The sequence below is a fragment of the Klebsiella sp. RCJ4 genome (assembly GCF_009025755.1).
Taxonomy (GTDB): Bacteria; Pseudomonadota; Gammaproteobacteria; order Enterobacterales; family Enterobacteriaceae; genus Klebsiella; species Klebsiella michiganensis.
The window spans coordinates 1-18033 of the sequence record NZ_WCIN01000031.1 but is presented as its reverse complement, the minus strand read 5'-3'; the positions used below and the strand labels follow the sequence as shown (position 1 = coordinate 18033).

The window sequence follows — 18033 nt, the reverse complement described above, 5'->3', positions numbered from 1 at the left end:
TGTTTATTCTTTCAGGGCGGCGACCCCATCGGGGATCTGCTGCGGATGAATGATTTTTATCTGTTTGTGGCGGCCCAGTTCGCCTTTCTCAATAAGCACCTGGCTTTTCGCTACGCGAAACTGTTTGGCGAGGAATTTTACCAGATGGGCGTTGGCCTGGCCGTCAACGGGAGGCGCGGTAATGGCGACTTTAAGCTCGTCGCCATGTAAACCAACGATGCTGTCGCGGCTGGCCTTAGGCTGAATATACAGCCGTAAGACCAACCCATCAGCGCAGGCTTCGACGGCACTCATAGCGCCATCCACAGCCCCGGAAGCAGAACGTTGCCGGTAGCCTGCAACAGTTCGGCGATACCCATGTTGATCACGTACAGCAGCAGAACCAGCACCATCGGCGAGAAATCAATGCCGCCCATCGATGGCAGCAGTCTGCGGATCGGACGCAGCAGCGGATCGGCCAACTGCATCAGGACATATTCCACCGGGCTGCGTCCCTGGCTTACCCAGCTCATGATTGCCATGAGCAGGAGAACCCAGAAGATCAGCGAGCCGACGGTTTTAATGAGGATCAGCAGCGCGGAGATCCAGATAATCGGCTGGAAGGTGACGACCATAAACAGCACGATAGCTTTCACGACGCAGAGAATAAAGGCGACCAGCAGGGAGGCGCTGTCGAGCGGCCCCATCGCCGGGATAATGCGGCGCAGCGGCCCAACGACAGGCTGCGTAGCCTTGACCACGAACTGCGAAAACGGGTTATAAAAGTCGCAGCGCGCCCACTGCATCCAGACGCGTAACAACACGACCATTGTGTAAAGCTCAATGACCGTTGAGAGCAGGAAAGTCAACGTCTTCATGGCGTTCCTCAGATTCCTTATTTTTTGCTGTAGTCGCGCGCGCCGAAAATTGCGGTTCCGATGCGCACCATAGTGCTTCCCGCCGCGATGGCGGCTTCCATATCATCCGACATTCCCAGCGACAACGTATCGACGGTAGGGTAGTGCGTTTTTAGCCGCGCAAATGCTACCGCCATTTGTTGGGCGACGGCAAACTGCCTTACATATTCTGACTCTGGCGCGGGAATGGCCATTAAACCGCGCAGCTGCAGATTCGGCAGTTTCGCGATCTCTGCCGCCAGCGCGTCCAGCTCGTCAACGGGAATGCCCGACTTGCTCTGCTCATCGCTAATGTTGATTTGAATCAGCACGTTGAGTGGCGGCATGTGAGCAGGGCGCTGTTCACTGAGGCGAGCGGCGATTTTGAGTCGATCGACGGTATGGCACCAGTCAAAATGCTCGGCCACCAGGCGGCTTTTATTGGACTGCAGCGGCCCGATAAAGTGCCACTGTAGCCCGCTTGCCCCGGTCTCTTGAAAGTAGCGGATTTTCTCCACCCCTTCCTGAACATAGTTTTCGCCAAACGCGACCTGGCCTGCGGCCATCGCTTCTTCGATAGCGCTCGCAGGTTTCGTTTTACTGACTGCAAGCAGCGTAACTTCTTCTGGAGCACGGCCGCAGCGTGCGGCAGCGGCTGAGATTTTGTCCCGGACCTGTGCCAGGTTATGCGCAATATCGTTCATATACCGAGGATGAGTTATGGAACTGGAAGAAATAGTGGCCCTTAGTGTAAAGCATAACGTCTCCGATCTACACCTGTGCAATGCTTCAACGCCGCGCTGGCGTCGCCAGGGCAAGCTGGAGCCTGCGCCTTTTACCTCTCCGGATATTGGCAAGATACTCGCTGATTGGCTCAACGCCGAGCAGCTCGCCCAGTGGCAGGCCTGCGGGCAGGTTGATTTCGCGCTGGCTCCGGCCGGCGGCCCGCGCCTGCGCGCCAGCGCATTTGTCCACAACCGCGGCCTGTCGCTGGCCCTGCGTCTGCTGGCAGAAACCTGCCCGCAGCTGGCGGATCTCGGCGCGCCGGCCGCCTTAACGGAGCTGCTCAATGAGGAGAGCGGGCTTATCCTGGTCACGGGCGCCACCGGTAGCGGGAAATCCACCACCCTGGCGGCGATGGTGGGCTATCTTAATCAGCGCCTCAATGGCCATATCCTGACGCTGGAAGATCCGGTTGAGTTTATTCACCGTAGCGAGCGCTGCCTGATCCAGCAGCGGGAAATCGGTCGCCACTGCCCCTCATTTGCCGCGGCCCTGCGCGCTGCGCTGCGTCAGGATCCGGATGTCATTCTGCTAGGGGAACTGCGTGACAGCGAAACGATCCGCCTGGCATTGACCGCGGCGGAGACCGGACATCTGGTTATGGCGACGCTGCATACGCGCGGCGCGGCACAGGCGGTTGAAAGGCTGGTGGATGTTTTTCCTGCCCAGGAGAAAGAGCAGGTTCGTAGCCAGCTGGCGGGAAGTTTATGCGCGGTGCTGGCACAAAAATTGTTTCCGGATACTGCTGGCGGAAGAGTTGCGCTATACGAGCTTTTGGTTAATACCCCGGCGGTGGCGAATTTGATCCGCGAGGGGAAAACGCATCAGCTGCCCGGCGTGATGCAAACCGGGCAGCAATTCGGGATGCAAACTTTTACGCAAAGCTTTCAGCAACGTACGGCTGCGGGTCTTTTATAGCTGCATCTTTTATATTCAGACATCATACCAATGGCTTGTTATGATAATGTTTTATTAATGTTTGGTATCATTATTTTATATTACAAATAAGTACCTAAAATTAAGCCGAATAATGCACGCTATGAAAAACGAATTGACATAAACCTCCCATAACCAGGAAAAAAGTTTGATAATCTTTTGACTCTCTTAAGGCATTCGATTTATGCTGTTTACAGGGATAGGAAAATTCCCATGGAATAATGTTTCAAGGTGTAAGTTTGGTTTGATTTTATAAATACACCGGCGATCGTATTCTTGTTAATTCATTTAACCGCTATGAAGGCGGGAATCAACTAAGGAGAGTTTTAAGTGATTAATTTATCTGAGAATTCGGCTTTTTCTCACCAGGTTACTTTTATTACTCACCCCTCTATTCAAAGCAAAGCATTCGCAACCTGGCTGGCTGAGAAGTTATCTGCGTCAGTCGTTCTGCAAAATATTAACAAACCCCTCGCGCAGCGTCTTTTGAAAGATTCTGTAATATTATTTGATATTGCAGTTTCAAATAAAAAGTTGAATAGCGTATGGCGTGACATTATTCGTCTGCAGGCGGATAACCCCCGTTTATTGATTATCAATAGCGCGCAAAAGTATGAGCTCTACGAAATGGCGCAGTGGCCAGCGCTGTACGGCGTTTTCCGTCATGACGATGATGAATCGCGCTTAATTGAGGGCGTTAAGGCTGTGCTGAACGGCGAACAGACGGCTGAATTGAGCGTGATGCACCCGGCGATGTATGCTGCGGATCATGTATCGGCGCCTGCGGAAAATTCACCGCTCACCGAGCGTGAATGTGAAATCCTGAATGAACTTCGCTGCGGGGCGACCAATCTGGATATTGCCCGCGCGCTGTTTATCAGTGAAAACACGGTGCGTACCCATCTGTACAACGTGTTCCGTAAGCTAAGCGTGAAGAACCGGACTCAGGCGGTCAGCTGGGCGAATGAGCATTTGCGCCACTAAAAATGAAATCAGGATGATGGCGCCTGCCGCTGCGGTAGGGCGCCATCATTGATGTTCAGAAACTTTGCTCGAAGTAGCTTTCCAGAATAATGACTGCAGAAGCGGAATCCACGCTGCCTTTATTGAGCGCCCGGAATCCACCGTGTTCGAATAGCCCGGCTCTGGCTTCAACCGTGCTCAGACGTTCATCATGCAGGGTTATTTGCACGCCGAATCGGCCGTGTATTTTATTCGCGAAGTTGCGCGCGCGCGCGGTGAGGGGCTGTTCCGTGCCGTCCATATTCAGCGGCAGGCCGACAATCACGGCTTCGGGCTGCCACTCTTTCAGCAGCTTTTCGATAATATTCCAGTCGGGCTTACCGTCCTGCGCTTTCAACGCGGGAAGGGGGCGGGCAGTGCCTGTGATGCGCTGCCCTACGGCGACGCCAATGCTTTTGGTGCCAAAATCAAAGCCTAAAAAAGTGCCGCTCATTACGCATGCCCCGCTTCGGCTGGCATCGTCACGATATCGATGCCAATGAGCTTCGCAGCATCGCGCCAGCGGTCAGCTATCGGCGTGCTGAACAAAATATTCCGATCGGCCGGCGCGGTGAGCCAGGCGTTATCCAGAATCTCTTGCTCCAGCTGGCCTTTCTCCCAGGAGGCATAGCCCAGCGCAACCAGCACGTTGTCCGGCTGTTTATCCGTACCCAGCGTTTCGAGCACGTCGCGGGAGGTGGTGATCACCGTGTTATCGGAAATACGAATGCTGGAAGAAAAGTCGGAAGGCGGCGAATGAAGTATAAAACCCCGATCCTCGGCCAGCGGGCCGCCAACCATCACCGGTTTATCCAGGCGAATCTCGGGATTGCGCGGTTCAGGCGTGATTTTTAACTTCTCCAGGATCCCTTCAACCTGCAGATTTTCCATCGGCTTATTGATAATGATGCCCATGGCACCGTCATCGTTATACTCGCAGATATAGACTACGGAGCGACGGAACATCGGGTCCTGGAGAGCAGGCATGGCAATTAGAAAGTGATGCTGTAAATTCATTGTCAGAGGTTCTGTTCCTGGTTCAAAAAAGCAGCACCCAGTATGCGGGTAAAGCAAGGGAGTGTCGATTCACTTTATCTTGCAGGCTCAAGGCGCGTTGCCGGTATGAACCTGAGCGTGAATCTCCTGAGCAGGCTCCAGGCTACAGGCGCTGGCCTGCAGCCTGAATAAGCGCTTTATTTATTGAGGCGCTTCTCGATGGCATCCATCAGCATCCCGGTAATGGAAATCGGGAAGGCGGCTTCGATTTCACGTACGCAGGTGGGGCTGGTGACGTTAATCTCCGTCAGGCGATCGCCGATGATATCCAGACCGACGAAGATTAAGCCTTTGGCCTTCAGCGTCGGGCCCACGCGGCGGGCGATGGCCCAGTCGCTTTCGGTCAGCGGGCGCGCTTCGCCACGACCACCGGCCGCAAGGTTACCGCGGGTTTCGCCGCCCTGCGGGATACGGGCCAGGCAGTAAGGAACCGGCTCGCCGTCAACCACCAGCACTCGCTTATCGCCATCTTTAATGGCCGGCAGATAGTTCTGCGCCATGCAGTAGCGGCTGCCCAGCTCGGTTAGCGTTTCGGTAATCACGCCGAGGTTGGGGTCACCCTCTTTAACGCGGAAAATGGAGGTGCCGCCCATACCGTCCAGCGGTTTGAGAATGACATCGCCATGTTTTTCCCAGAAGGCTTTCAGCTGGGCTTTATTACGGGTGACCAGCGTTTCCGGGGTCAGCTCGGAGAACCAGGCGGTAAACAGCTTTTCGTTACAGTCGCGCAGGCTCTGCGGCTTATTGACGATCAGCGTGCCTTGCTCTTCGGCGCGTTCGAGGATGTAGGTCGCGTAGATAAACTCGGTATCGAACGGCGGATCTTTACGCATCAGAATGACGTCAAGGTCCGCCAGAGGCAGATCCTGTTCGCCGTTGAACGCGTACCATTTATCGTAGTTCTGCTCGACGCTCAGCTTACGCGTACGGGCGCGGGCTTCGCCGTTGATTAAGTACAGATCGTTCATCTCCATATAATGGAGTTCATAGCCGCGACGCTGCGCCTCCAGCAACATGGCGAAGCTGGTGTCTTTCTTGATGTTGATGGTTGCGATGGGGTCCATCACGATGCCGAGCTTAATCATTGTTCTTCTCCGTTAACGCTTCAACCTAAGTCGCCAAAACGCACCTGCAGGGCGGTAATGGCAGTGAGCGCAGTTGTCTCTGTACGCAGAACGCGCGGTCCCAACAGGATATCAGTAAACCGGTAGCGAGCGGTCATCGCTATCTCTTCTGCCGAAAGCCCGCCTTCCGGGCCAATCAGCAGCCGGATACGTTCGACCGGCAGCGGCAGCGTATTAATGCTGGCGTTGGCGCGAGGGTGCAAATTAAGCTTCAGACCCTCGTCCTGCTCCGCGCACCAGGCTTCAAGCTGCATGGCGGGGCGGATCTCCGGCACCACGTTGCGGCCGCTTTGCTCGCAGGCGGCAATGGCGATTTTTTGCCACTGCTGGATCTTCTTCTGCAAACGTTCGGCGTCCAGTTTAACGCCACAGCGCTCGGAAAACAGTGGCGTTATGAGGCTTACGCCAAGTTCGATCGATTTCTGGATGGTGAATTCCATTTTTTCGCCGCGGGACATCACCTGGCCTAAATGGATATGCAGCGGGGATTCACGGTTATCCATTTTGCTGCTCTGAACGTCAACCAGAACGTTTTTCTTACCTGCCTCGACAATGACCGCCTCGAAGACCTGATTGCTGCCGTCAAAAAGCTCAATTGTCTGGCCTTTACCCATGCGTAAAACGCGACCGACGTGGTTGGCCGCGTCGTCGGAAAGGGCTATCTGGCTACCCGTGGTAATCGGTTCCGGGTGATGGATGCGAGGAATGCGCATGCTTGATATTCCGTTCTTTGCGCAGATATTCTCCTCCCCCATGGCAAGGGAAGGAGTGAAGCTGCAAATTAACAATTGCCGCTAGTGTAGGTTAGCTCTTTTGCGCCTGGCAAGCCTGCAGGACGTAAGGATTATGGTTGCCCTGAACTTTGGCAATACGCGCGTCGCGTTCGCACTCCCAGGTTGTTACCGGATACAGCTTATCCCAGGCGGTAAACAGCTGGGTTTGCTGGCGGGAAAGATTGAGCTGGTAGCGGTCGCGCATATAGAAGTAGGTTCTGGCGATAGCGCCCCGGGCGCGAGCCGGCGGCTCGGCAACTTTATCTTTAAAATCAACCTTCATCGCGCACTGGCCGTACTGGCCTTCGCCGCCGTTCCACTGGCTGTACATAAAGTTGGCGCGGTCGCCGTTGACCTCGCCGACCGCTGGCTGCAGGTTATGCATGTCGCTTTCCATCTTGCGGTATTCCGGATCTTTAGCGCAGTTTTTGCGCCCGCCGTCCTGCCAGCACTGACGCTGATGGCCAAACTGCCACGCGGGAACCACATGCTCCCACTCGACCCGGCTGGCGCGATTTTCATTTTTACGCACTTTATAGCCACAAGATTCCAGGTCGATAACCCCCTTTTTTCCCTGCCAGTTGATTTTACAGCCGCAGTAGAAATCGCCGGGGGCGTCGGCATTGACCTTGACCCCAGCGGTCTTGGCCTGAGAAAAACTATTGATTCCTTCCGCTGCAAGCGGGGCGCATACCGCCGCGCTGAGAAACGCGGCAGCAAAAATATGAATACGGGACATCGTTAACTCCGTGTCAAAACGAGCCCGCAACGTATCGAATGTGATTGCCAGACGCAATCAGTCAGATCAGAAAATTTCCAGTTATTTCCGGAGATTACTTTTCCGCCACCAGAACATCTCCGCAGCGCACGCAGCGATAGGTGGCCTCCCCGCGCATCACGCGATTATGGCGGCGGACGGTAAGCTGGTGCTGCTGGCACTGGCAGCGGTAGGGGAAGGTATTTTTACGCACTGAATCGAGTTCGAAACGATGGGTGCGCAGAGCCGGAACGCCCAGCACGCTTTCCATCATCCATTTCCACTCTTTGCCGTGCGGCGCCACGCGGCCAAAGTGCTTCCATACCAGCAGGTGGGCCAGCTCGTGCGGCACGACTTCATCAATAAACGCCTGCTGGTTTTCCAGCAGCAGCACCGGGTTAAGGCGGATTTCGTTTTTCTCCAGCCAGGCGGTACCGGCGGAGGTTCCCCGCTGCTGATAAACCAGCACCGGTTCAGGGTAGCTTCGTCCCAGCTTGAGGTTCGCTTTGGCAAGATTTTCCCGCAGGCTGCGCATAACGGCCTGTTGAAGGGCAATGGGAATTCGGGGTGTTTTCATAGCGCCAGAGAATAGTGCGGCGGGATGAGGAGAGCAAGAAGAAGCTTCCTCCCGGGAGGGAGGAAGCGGGTTAGTCTAGTCGCGCGCGCCGATTTCGCGCAGCTTACGGCCTTTCATCAGGTTACGTTCGATATGTTCCAGCGAAACGTTTTTGGTTTCCGGGATTAGCCACAGGGTCAGGAAGATGAACAGGATGTTCAGGCCGCCATAGACCCAGAAGGTGTTGGCGCTGCCCAGCGAGTTCAGCATGGTCAGGAAGGTCGCGCCGACGATCATGTTGGCAATCCAGTTGGTGGCCGTTGAGCAGGTGATACCGAAATCACGCCCTTTCAGCGGCTGGATTTCGGAGCACAGCACCCAAATCAGCGGGCCGGCGCTCATCGCAAAGCCAACGATAAACATCAGCAGCATCAGGACGGCAAAGTACTGCGCCGTGGCGGAGTGGATGCCGATATGCATCATGCTGCCCAGCACGCCCATGCCGAGCGCCATAACGATAAAGCCGAGGATCAGCGTCGGCTTACGGCCCCAGCGGTCAACCAGTCCGATGGCGATAAAGGTCGCCAGAACGTTGGTCAGACCCACGATGACGGTTCCCCACATCTGTTCGGTGGTGTTGGTATAGCCCGCCAGTTCAAAAATCTTCGGCGCGTAGTACATGATGACGTTCATACCGGTGAACTGTTGCATCACCTGCAGCAGGACGCCGAGGAATACCGCACGGCGGAAGTTGCTGTTTTCTTTAAACAGCGACCAGCCGGACTGTTTTACCTTCAGGCTTTCGCGGATCTCATCCAGCTCGCGTTTCGCTTCAGCGCTGGTGTCGCGCAGGCGCAGCAGGACGCGTTCGGCGTCGACAAAGCGGCGCTTAGCGGCAAACCAGCGCGGGCTGTCAGGCAGGAAAACCACGCCAATCAGCAACAGCACCGCTGGGATAATAATCACCCCGAGCATCCAGCGCCAGGCGCCGCTGTAGCTGAATGCCGTATCGGAAAGATAGGCGCCGAGAATACCAATGGTAATCATCAGCTGATACATCGAAATCATGCTGCCGCGGATTTTTTCCGGGGCGATTTCAGACAGATACAGCGGGGCGGTGTAGGAGGCGACGCCTACGGCCAGGCCGAGCAGCACGCGGGAGAGCAGCAGCACTTCCACGTTCGGTGCGGCGGCGGAGAACAGCGAGCCGGCAACGAACAGGATGGCGCCAATCATCAGGCTTTTTTTACGCCCGAGTTTGAAGGAGAGCCAGCCGCTGCCCACCGCGCCGACGGCGGCGCCGAACATCATGGAGCTGACCACCCACTCCTGAGTGTGGGCGCTTATCTGGAACTCGTTGGCAATAAAGGGTAAGGCACCCGCAATAACACCGATATCAAGGCCGAACAGCAGGCCAGCCAGTGCGGCGAGGAAACAGACAAAGAACGTCATCGTCTTGTTGGAACGCCCTTGTTTTTTGTTGTCAGGCATAACGCCCTCCGGTTGAGTTATTGATCTTGTCGATGCGTAGGGTAGGTAAATACGTCGTAAAAAAATGTGATAGTAATCACGGCTGTGTAATCGGTTACACTAGAGTAAAGAAACGTAATGACTATAAACGCATTTAAATCAGTATATTAATTAAGTTTAGCTCAAGAAATTAAAAGCGCTAATCGGACTTTACTGAAATATTGTGTAACAAAGTGAAGTCTTATTACATTTTGCATGCAATAACGGAAAAGGTTTGCTCTGCATATGATGTAATCGCTTCCATAATAGGGATGTTGCAGGCGGTATACCGGGCGGCTGAGGGGCGTAAAATAAAAAGGCCAGCGCGGGGCTGGCCTTGAAAGTGAGGAGAGCGGCGTCTTATTTCAGACCGGACGCTTCGCGCAGCTGGGCCGCTTTGTCGGTTTTTTCCCACGGGAAATGCTCGCGGCCAAAGTGGCCGTATGCCGCCGTCTCTTTGTAGATCGGGTGCAGCAGATCCAGCATCTGAATCAGGCCATACGGACGCAGATCAAAGAACTCGCGCACCAGCAGGGTCAGCTGCTCAGAAGGCACTTTTTCGGTACCGAAGGTTTCAACCATGATTGAAGTTGGCTCCGCCACGCCGATGGCGTAGGAAACCTGGATTTCGCAACGATCGGCCAGGCCGGCGGCAACGATGTTTTTCGCCACATAGCGCGCCGCGTAGGCCGCAGAACGGTCCACTTTAGACGGATCTTTACCGGAAAACGCGCCGCCGCCGTGACGAGCCATGCCGCCGTAGGTATCAACGATGATTTTACGCCCGGTCAGGCCGCAGTCGCCCATGGGGCCGCCGATAACAAAACGGCCGGTTGGGTTGATAAAGAATTTGGTCGCGCTGTTCAGCCACTCGGTCGGCAGAACCGGTTTGATGATCTCTTCCATCACCGCTTCCTGCAGCGATTTCTGATCGATGCTTTCGGCGTGCTGTGTGGAGAGAACGACCGCATCAATACCAACAACTTTGCCGTCGTCGTACTGGAAGGTGACCTGGCTTTTCGCATCCGGGCGCAGCCACGGCAGGGTGCCGTTTTTACGCACTTCAGCCTGACGCTGCACCAGACGGTGCGCATAGGTGATCGGCGCAGGCATCAGCACGTCGGTTTCGTTAGTGGCGTAGCCAAACATCAGGCCCTGGTCGCCCGCGCCCTGTTCCAGCGGATCGGCGCGGTCAACGCCCTGGTTGATGTCCGGAGACTGTTTACCGATGGCGCTCAGCACCGCGCAGGAGTTGGCGTCAAAGCCCATATCGGAATGCACGTAGCCAATTTCACGGACCGTGTTGCGGGTGATCTCTTCGATATCAACCCATGCGCTGGTGGTGATTTCACCACCGACCAGAACCATACCGGTTTTGACGTAGGTTTCACATGCTACGCGCGCTTTCGGATCCTGTTCGAGGATCGCATCCAGCACGGCGTCGGAGATTTGGTCAGCAATTTTGTCGGGATGCCCTTCTGATACGGACTCTGACGTAAAGAGGTGTTTTGCCATGTTTTATTTCACCTGTGGACGATTCGGGTAGCTCATACTGTTGTGTAGAATGGCTTTGACGGATGACTCTACCAAAGCTTGCAGGTAGTGACACGAGCAGTCTGAGTGTTAATCAGTATAGATGGATTAACTTCTGGACGGCTATTTTAGGGCAGTTCTTGACCCCATTTCCAGCCTTTTTTGATATTCGTCGCATTTATAGAAAAAGGGCGGTGGCAATTTTTCCTGACAATACCCGGCAACGCGCATATTTTTATTTTGCTTTTTACCCCGCTTCTCGGTATAAAACGCCGCGCGCGGCTCATTAAAACAGCGTACGAGCACTCACCTCGTGACGCCACTTCCAGCCGGGTTAAGCAGTCTCTATTGACAGAGTCCCGCAGCGGCGTTTTCGCTGGCTGTCCGGAACCTATAGCTTTGGCTTGTCGCTGGCCCGACTCGGGGCAGTGTGGAGGTGATACCAGATAATGAACCCACGTTTTTCGCCTGATTCGTCGCGTCGTTCCGTCGCGCGTCACTACTCCTCAATCCGCATCTCTCTCATGCAAACCAGCCGATGTTCTACCCATCTCGGCGCTTCTCAGGATTCCCGGGCCGGCAGGCTGCTGGAAAACTGAACAAGGGCGCTCTTGCGATAGCAAGGGTTTTCTCGTGGTTTCTCCGGACTGTCATACTCCGTTCGGGTACGTGTTTTACGATGATATGAATAAGAAACCGGTCGCTCAGCCGCAAGACCAGCACTATCTACTGGGATTTCGGACTGTTTATGGGTTGTTATCGCTTCTTCGGATTGCGATAGTAGTCAACTGTTTTACACTTGTTACTAAATTTGAGGTTCGCTATGTCTGACGACATGTCCTTATCTTCGCCTTCGTCAGCAGGCGATCACGGTGTACTACGTTCCATGCAGGAGGTTGCGATGAGCTCCCAGGAAGCCAGCAAGATGCTACGTACTTACAATATTGCCTGGTGGGGTAATAACTACTACGACGTTAACGAACTGGGCCATATTAGCGTCTGCCCGGATCCTGACGTCCCGGAAGCGCGCGTTGACCTTGCCGAGCTGGTGAAAGCGCGTGAAGCTCAGGGGCAGCGCCTGCCTGCGCTGTTCTGCTTCCCGCAGATTTTGCAGCACCGCCTGCGTTCGATTAACGCCGCCTTTAAACGCGCGCGCGAATCTTATGGCTATAACGGTGACTACTTCCTGGTTTATCCGATCAAGGTTAACCAGCATCGTCGCGTGATTGAATCGCTGATCCACTCCGGCGAGCCGCTGGGCCTGGAAGCCGGCTCCAAGGCCGAGCTGATGGCGGTACTGGCGCACGCCGGTATGACCCGCAGCGTGATTGTCTGTAACGGTTATAAAGACCGTGAATATATCCGCCTGGCGCTGGTGGGCGAAAAGATGGGCCACAAGGTCTATCTGGTCATCGAGAAAATGTCCGAAATCGCCATCGTGCTGGAAGAGGCCGAGCGGCTGAACGTGGTGCCGCGTCTCGGCGTGCGCGCGCGTCTGGCTTCGCAGGGCTCCGGTAAGTGGCAGTCCTCCGGCGGCGAAAAGTCCAAATTTGGCCTCGCGGCGACCCAGGTTCTGCAGCTGGTTGAAATTCTGCGCTCAGCCGGGCATCTGGACAGCCTGCAGCTGCTGCACTTCCACCTTGGCTCGCAGATGGCCAATATTCGCGATATCGCCACCGGCGTGCGTGAATCGTCGCGTTTCTACGTTGAGCTGCACAAGCTGGGCGTGAATATTCAGTGCTTCGACGTTGGCGGCGGTCTCGGCGTCGACTATGAAGGGACCCGTTCGCAGTCCGACTGCTCGGTGAACTATGGCCTGAACGAATACGCCAACAACATCATCTGGGCGATTGGCGATGCCTGTGAAGAGAACGGCCTGCCGCACCCGACGGTGATCACCGAATCCGGCCGCGCGGTCACGGCGCACCACACCGTGCTGGTATCGAATATTATCGGCGTTGAGCGTAACGAATATACCGAGGCGACCCCGCCCGCGGAAGACGCCGCGCGTCCGCTGCAAAGCATGTGGGAAACCTGGCAGGAGATGCAGGAAACCGGCAATCGCCGCTCGCTGCGCGAATGGCTGCACGACAGCCAGATGGATCTGCACGATATTCATATCGGCTACTCCTCCGGCACCTTTAATCTTCAGGAGCGCGCCTGGGCCGAGCAGCTGTATCTCAATATGTGCCATGAAGTGCAGAAACAGCTCGATCCCAGCAACCGCGCGCATCGCCCGATTATCGACGAACTGCAGGAGCGTATGGCGGATAAGATCTACGTCAACTTCTCCCTGTTCCAGTCGATGCCGGACGCCTGGGGTATCGATCAGCTATTCCCGGTGATGCCGCTGGAAGGGCTGAATATGGTGCCGGAACGCCGCGCGGTGCTGCTGGATATCACCTGCGACTCCGACGGCGCGATTGACCACTATGTGGATGGCGACGGTATTGCGACCACCATGCCGATGCCGGAATACGATCCGGATAACCCGCCGATGCTGGGCTTCTTTATGGTAGGCGCCTATCAGGAGATCCTCGGCAATATGCACAACCTGTTCGGCGATACGGAAGCCGTCGACGTGTTTGTCTTCCCTGACGGCAGCGTCGAAGTGGAGCTGTCTGATGAAGGGGATACCGTCGCGGATATGCTGCAGTACGTGCAGCTCGATCCGAACACGCTGTTGACCCAGTTCCGCGATCAGGTGAAAAAGACCGATCTCGACGCTGACCTGCAGCAGCAGTTCCTTGAAGAGTTCGAGGCCGGTTTATACGGCTACACTTATCTGGAAGACGAGTGATCTATGCCCTCTCCGTAGCGGAGAGGGAAGAGGGAGAGAGAGGCCTGGTTCACCACTTGCCAGACTCACTTGAACGCGTAGACATTTACGGCGATAATTCGCCCAACTAAGCAGTAAACTCATTCAAACCCTTCCTCGTCGGGCCTAACGACGCGGAAGGGTTTTTTTATATTTGTATTTCAATACAACGACTGTAAAAGAGGTCATACCCATGAGCACCTTAGGTCATCAATACGATAACTCCTTGGTATCCAACGCATTTGGTTTTCTGCGTCTACCGATGAATTTCATGCCGTACGACAGCGATGCGGACTGGGTCATCACCGGCGTACCGTTTGATATGGCGACCTCCGGACGCGCGGGCGGCCGTCATGGCCCGGCGGCGATCCGCCAGGTGTCGACGAACCTTGCGTGGGAGCACAACCGCTTCCCGTGGAATTTTGACATGCGCGAGCGCCTGAACGTCGTGGACTGCGGCGATCTGGTTTACGCCTTCGGCGACGCGCGTGAAATGAGTGAAAAGCTGCAGGCCCACGCGGAAAAACTGCTGGCGGCAGGAAAACGCATGCTCTCTTTTGGCGGCGACCACTTTGTGACGCTGCCGCTGCTGCGCGCTCACGCGAAGCACTTTGGCAAAATGGCGCTGGTGCATTTCGACGCCCATACCGATACCTACGCCAATGGCTGCGAATTTGACCACGGCACCATGTTCTACACCGCGCCCAACGAAGGCCTGATCGATCCGAATCATTCGGTGCAGATCGGTATCCGTACCGAGTTTGATAAAGACAACGGCTTCACGGTGCTGGATGCGGGCCAGGTTAACGATCGCAGCGTTGACGATGTGATTGCGCAGGTGAAACAGATCGTCGGCGATATGCCGGTGTACCTGACCTTTGATATCGACTGCCTGGATCCGGCGTTTGCCCCGGGTACCGGTACGCCGGTGATCGGCGGCCTGACTTCCGATCGTGCGATCAAGCTGGTGCGCGGCCTGAAGGATCTGAACATCGTCGGCATGGACGTGGTGGAAGTCGCTCCGGCCTACGACCAGTCCGAAATCACCGCCCTGGCGGCGGCGACGCTGGCGCTGGAAATGCTCTACATTCAGGCGGCGAAAAAAGGCGAATAATCAGGTCGCTCACAGCGTGCGTTTTCCTCGAACGACCTGGAGGCGCAGTGCTTGCACCGGCCTAAGAATAAGTGCAGGTTGTGTTGCCGGGTAAGGTGTGAGCCGCTACCCGGCATACCGATAAGCTCCCCCAATTCTGTTTGTTATGCCACTTGGGGAGCCGGGGCTTACTTAATCCCGTCGGCCTTCATGCGATCGCGGATATGCTGAGCGCGGGCTTCCGATGCCGGGTGGTCATCAAACATGGAGCTTTGGCGTCCGGCTTCCAGCTGCGCCAGTTTCTCGAAGCTGGTGGCAAGTCCTGCCGGATTAATGCCGCGCTTGCGCAGCAGATCGTACGAGTAGTCGTCCGCTTCCGATTCCTGACGCTGGGAGAACTGCGAGTTCACCAGCTTCTCGCCCAGATCGCCCAGCTGCGACTGCGACAGGCTGCCGACGATGCCGCCCGCGGAGGCCGCCGCCGCGCGTACCGCGTTGGTGCCCAGCGCTACCTGCATCCCTTTCTTCACGTGGCCCAGCGCGACGTGACCCATTTCGTGGCCGATAACCGCTTCGACTTCATTATCATTCATCAAATCCATCAGTCCGCTGTAAACGCGGATGCAGCCGTTAGCCATGGCGAAGGCGTTAACGTCTTTAGTTTGATACACCTTGTAGTTCACCGGCTGGCCGTTGATGTTGTCCCCCAGCGCGGCGGCGATTTTACTCAGGCGTTTGCTGTATTCACTGCTGGCAGGCGCGATAGTCGCTTTCGCATCCATCTCCTGACAGGCTTTGTCGCTTAAGGCTTTCACCTGCTCGTCGCTGAGTGAATAAGCCTGGAAAGCCTCCGCGCCGGAGCTAAGCAGGCCGTTGGAATCCATGTTCTGGCATCCGGTAAGCGTGGCTGCGATCCCAAGGGCAAGAAGAGCTGAGCGAATTTTCATTTTTTATCTTCCACAATCTTATGGTTATTTATCCGAAAAAACGGCGATGGCTGCCTGCCGTATCCTGTGCAAATTATAAATACTATATGAGAATGCGGGCGAGAGGATTACGCCGTAGCACAACGTGTTCCAGAGATTTCTTAAACGGCAAAAGGATGCTCCATGTACATGCTTTGCCGCTTAGGTTACATTGTTCACACTTTTTTCCGGCGTAGCCCAAAACGCGCTGTCGTCAAGTCGTTGCGGGCATGGCCTTCATTATCCGATCTGGAGTCAAAATGTCCTCACGTAAAGAGCTTGCTAACGCTATTCGTGCGCTGAGCATGGACGCAGTACAGAAAGCCAAATCCGGTCACCCGGGTGCCCCGATGGGTATGGCTGACATTGCCGAAGTCCTGTGGCGTGATTTCCTGAATCATAACCCGCAGAACCCGTCATGGGCCGACCGCGACCGTTTTGTCCTGTCCAACGGCCACGGTTCCATGCTGATTTACAGCCTGCTGCACCTCACCGGTTATGATCTGCCGATTGAAGAGCTGAAGAACTTCCGTCAGCTGCACTCTAAAACGCCGGGTCACCCGGAAGTCAGCTACACCGCGGGCGTGGAAACCACCACCGGTCCGCTGGGGCAGGGTATTGCGAATGCGGTTGGTATGGCCATCGCGGAGAAAACTCTGGCGGCGCAGTTCAACCGCCCGGGCCACGACATTGTTGACCACTTCACCTACGCGTTCATGGGCGACGGCTGCATGATGGAAGGTATCTCTCACGAGGTATGTTCTCTGGCCGGTACCCTGAAACTGGGCAAGCTGGTGGCGTTCTATGACGACAACGGCATCTCCATCGACGGTCACGTCGAAGGCTGGTTCACCGATGACACCGCGAAGCGTTTTGAAGCCTACGGCTGGCACGTGGTGCGCGGCGTTGACGGTCACGATGCTGACTCGATTAAACGCGCGGTAGAGGAAGCGCGTGCGGTTACCGACAAACCGTCCCTGCTGATGTGCAAAACCATCATCGGTTTCGGTTCGCCGAACAAAGCCGGTACCCACGACTCCCATGGCGCGCCGCTGGGCGACGCGGAAATCGCGCTGACCCGCGAAGCGCTCGGCTGGAAACACCCGGCGTTTGAAATCCCGTCTGAAATCTATGCCCAGTGGGATGCCAAAGAAGCCGGCCAGGCGAAAGAGTCCGCGTGGAACGAGAAATTCGCTGCCTACGCCAGAGCCTTCCCGCAGGAAGCCGCCGAGTTTACCCGCCGTATGAAAGGCGAGATGCCGGCTGATTTCGACGCGAAAGCGAACGAATTCATCGCGAAGCTGCAGGCTAACCCGGCGAAAATCGCCAGCCGTAAAGCGTCCCAGAACGCCATTGAAGCCTTCGGCCCGCTGCTGCCTGAGTTCCTCGGCGGCTCCGCTGACCTGGCGCCAAGTAACCTGACCCTGTGGTCCGGCTCTAAGGCCATCAACGAAGACGCTGCCGGTAACTATATCCACTACGGCGTGCGTGAATTCGGTATGACCGCGATTGCCAACGGTATCGCCCTGCACGGCGGTTTCCTGCCGTACACCTCCACCTTCCTGATGTTCGTCGAGTACGCGCGTAACGCGGTACGTATGGCGGCGCTGATGAAGCAGCGTCAGGTGATGGTCTACACCCACGACTCCATCGGTCTGGGCGAAGACGGCCCGACGCACCAGCCGGTTGAGCAGGTGGCTTCCCTGCGCGTCACCCCGAATATGTCAACATGGCGTCCGTGCGACCAGGTGGAATCCGCCATTGCGTGGAAATACGGCGTGCAGCGTCAGGACGGCCCGACCGCGCTGATCCTCTCCCGTCAGAACCTGGCGCAGCAGGAGCGTACCGAAGAGCAGCTGGCGAACGTCGCCCGCGGCGGCTACGTGCTGAAAGACTGCGCGGGACAGCCGGAGCTGATCTTCATCGCCACCGGTTCTGAAGTGGAGCTGGCGGTTGCCGCTTACGAAAAACTGACTGCCGAAGGCGTGAAGGCGCGCGTGGTTTCCATGCCGTCCACCGACGCGTTCGACAGGCAGGATGCCGCTTACCGTGAAGCCGTGCTGCCGAAAGCCGTCTCTGCGCGCGTGGCCATCGAAGCGGGTATCGCCGACTACTGGTTCAAATACGTGGGCCTGAACGGCGCGATCGTTGGCATGACCACCTTCGGTGAGTCTGCGCCGGCGGAGCAGCTGTTTGAAGAGTTTGGCTTCACCGTGGACAACGTGGTCGCGAAAGCGAAAGCGCTGCTGTAGT

At 56.0% G+C, this 18033-nt stretch carries 19 protein-coding genes; 7 read left to right on the top strand and 12 right to left on the bottom strand.

From position 1 onward, the window contains the following. Positions 1–3 precede the first annotated feature (3 nt). From yggU to F8562_RS11005, 3 genes are read right to left on the bottom strand one after another with little or no spacing between them, the layout of a single operon-like run. Complete coding sequence (gene yggU, locus F8562_RS11015) at positions 4–294, bottom strand: DUF167 family protein YggU (protein WP_004854155.1); 291 nt, start codon at positions 292–294, stop codon at positions 4–6. After that, positions 291–857 (bottom strand): YggT family protein, encoded by a 567-nt coding sequence (locus tag F8562_RS11010; protein ID WP_004105714.1) that lies wholly within the window; start codon positions 855–857, stop codon positions 291–293. The genes yggU and F8562_RS11010 overlap by 4 nt, the downstream gene beginning before the upstream one ends. A gap of 17 nt (positions 858–874) precedes the next feature. Beyond that, complete coding sequence (locus tag F8562_RS11005) at positions 875–1579, bottom strand: YggS family pyridoxal phosphate-dependent enzyme (protein WP_014226839.1); 705 nt, start codon at positions 1577–1579, stop codon at positions 875–877. A gap of 16 nt (positions 1580–1595) precedes the next feature. On the opposite strand from F8562_RS11005, the gene F8562_RS11000 reads away from it, so the two are divergent. Next, the gene (locus tag F8562_RS11000; RefSeq protein ID WP_014839535.1) at positions 1596–2576 is read left to right on the top strand and encodes a type IV pilus twitching motility protein PilT; all 981 of its coding nucleotides are present in this window, start codon (positions 1596–1598) and stop codon (positions 2574–2576) included. Between the two features lie 348 nt (positions 2577–2924). Further along, complete coding sequence (locus F8562_RS10995) at positions 2925–3578, top strand: LuxR C-terminal-related transcriptional regulator (protein WP_014226837.1); 654 nt, start codon at positions 2925–2927, stop codon at positions 3576–3578. 55 nt (positions 3579–3633) lie between these two features. On the opposite strand, the gene ruvX is transcribed toward F8562_RS10995, so the two are convergent. From ruvX to metK, 8 genes are all read right to left on the bottom strand, one after another. After that, complete coding sequence (gene ruvX / locus F8562_RS10990; protein ID WP_014226836.1) at positions 3634–4050, bottom strand: Holliday junction resolvase RuvX; 417 nt, start codon at positions 4048–4050, stop codon at positions 3634–3636. Then, positions 4050–4613, bottom strand: a complete 564-nt coding sequence (locus F8562_RS10985) for a YqgE/AlgH family protein (RefSeq protein WP_014226835.1) — start codon at positions 4611–4613, stop codon at positions 4050–4052. The genes ruvX and F8562_RS10985 overlap by 1 nt, the downstream gene beginning before the upstream one ends. 176 nt (positions 4614–4789) lie before the next feature. Then, entirely contained in the window at positions 4790–5737 is a 948-nt protein-coding gene (gene gshB / locus F8562_RS10980; protein ID WP_014226834.1) for a glutathione synthase, read from the bottom strand. Positions 5738–5757: 20 nt separating this feature from the next. Further along, complete coding sequence (gene rsmE / locus F8562_RS10975) at positions 5758–6489, bottom strand: 16S rRNA (uracil(1498)-N(3))-methyltransferase (protein ID WP_014226833.1); 732 nt, start codon at positions 6487–6489, stop codon at positions 5758–5760. A gap of 91 nt (positions 6490–6580) precedes the next feature. Further along, the gene (gene endA / locus F8562_RS10970; RefSeq protein ID WP_014226832.1) at positions 6581–7288 is read right to left on the bottom strand and encodes a deoxyribonuclease I; all 708 of its coding nucleotides are present in this window, start codon (positions 7286–7288) and stop codon (positions 6581–6583) included. Positions 7289–7382: 94 nt separating this feature from the next. After that, the gene (locus F8562_RS10965; RefSeq protein WP_014226831.1) at positions 7383–7883 is read right to left on the bottom strand and encodes a SprT family zinc-dependent metalloprotease; all 501 of its coding nucleotides are present in this window, start codon (positions 7881–7883) and stop codon (positions 7383–7385) included. Between the two features lie 75 nt (positions 7884–7958). Beyond that, positions 7959–9353 (bottom strand): sugar porter family MFS transporter, encoded by a 1395-nt coding sequence (locus tag F8562_RS10960; RefSeq protein ID WP_004854145.1) that lies wholly within the window; start codon positions 9351–9353, stop codon positions 7959–7961. A 378-nt stretch (positions 9354–9731) separates the two neighbouring features. Further along, complete coding sequence (gene metK, locus F8562_RS10955) at positions 9732–10886, bottom strand: methionine adenosyltransferase (protein WP_014226830.1); 1155 nt, start codon at positions 10884–10886, stop codon at positions 9732–9734. A gap of 467 nt (positions 10887–11353) precedes the next feature. On the opposite strand from metK, the gene F8562_RS29250 reads away from it, so the two are divergent. The 4 genes from F8562_RS29250 to speB all read left to right on the top strand — a co-directional run bounded on the left by F8562_RS29250 (position 11354) and on the right by speB (position 14836). Continuing rightward, on the top strand, positions 11354–11503 hold the full coding sequence (locus tag F8562_RS29250; protein ID WP_155774231.1) for a hypothetical protein: 150 nt from the start codon (positions 11354–11356) through the stop codon (positions 11501–11503). Positions 11504–11588: 85 nt separating this feature from the next. Next, positions 11589–11735: an acid stress response protein YqgB gene (gene yqgB, locus F8562_RS10950; protein ID WP_014226828.1), complete on the top strand. Its 147-nt coding sequence runs from the start codon at positions 11589–11591 to the stop codon at positions 11733–11735. Further along, on the top strand, positions 11728–13704 hold the full coding sequence (gene speA, locus F8562_RS10945) for a biosynthetic arginine decarboxylase (protein WP_014226827.1): 1977 nt from the start codon (positions 11728–11730) through the stop codon (positions 13702–13704). Before yqgB ends, speA begins: the two co-directional genes overlap by 8 nt. Positions 13705–13915: 211 nt before the next feature. After that, on the top strand, positions 13916–14836 hold the full coding sequence (speB, locus tag F8562_RS10940) for an agmatinase (RefSeq protein ID WP_004205166.1): 921 nt from the start codon (positions 13916–13918) through the stop codon (positions 14834–14836). 167 nt (positions 14837–15003) lie between these two features. Here speB and F8562_RS10935 read toward each other — a convergent pair whose 3' ends face one another. Next, complete coding sequence (locus F8562_RS10935) at positions 15004–15762, bottom strand: M48 family metallopeptidase (RefSeq protein WP_014226826.1); 759 nt, start codon at positions 15760–15762, stop codon at positions 15004–15006. A 278-nt stretch (positions 15763–16040) separates the two neighbouring features. On the opposite strand from F8562_RS10935, the gene tkt reads away from it, so the two are divergent. Continuing rightward, positions 16041–18032 carry a transketolase gene (gene tkt, locus F8562_RS10930; RefSeq protein ID WP_151891907.1) on the top strand — a complete coding sequence of 664 codons (1992 nt, stop codon included), beginning with the start codon at positions 16041–16043 and terminating at the stop codon, positions 18030–18032. Position 18033 lies beyond the last annotated feature (1 nt).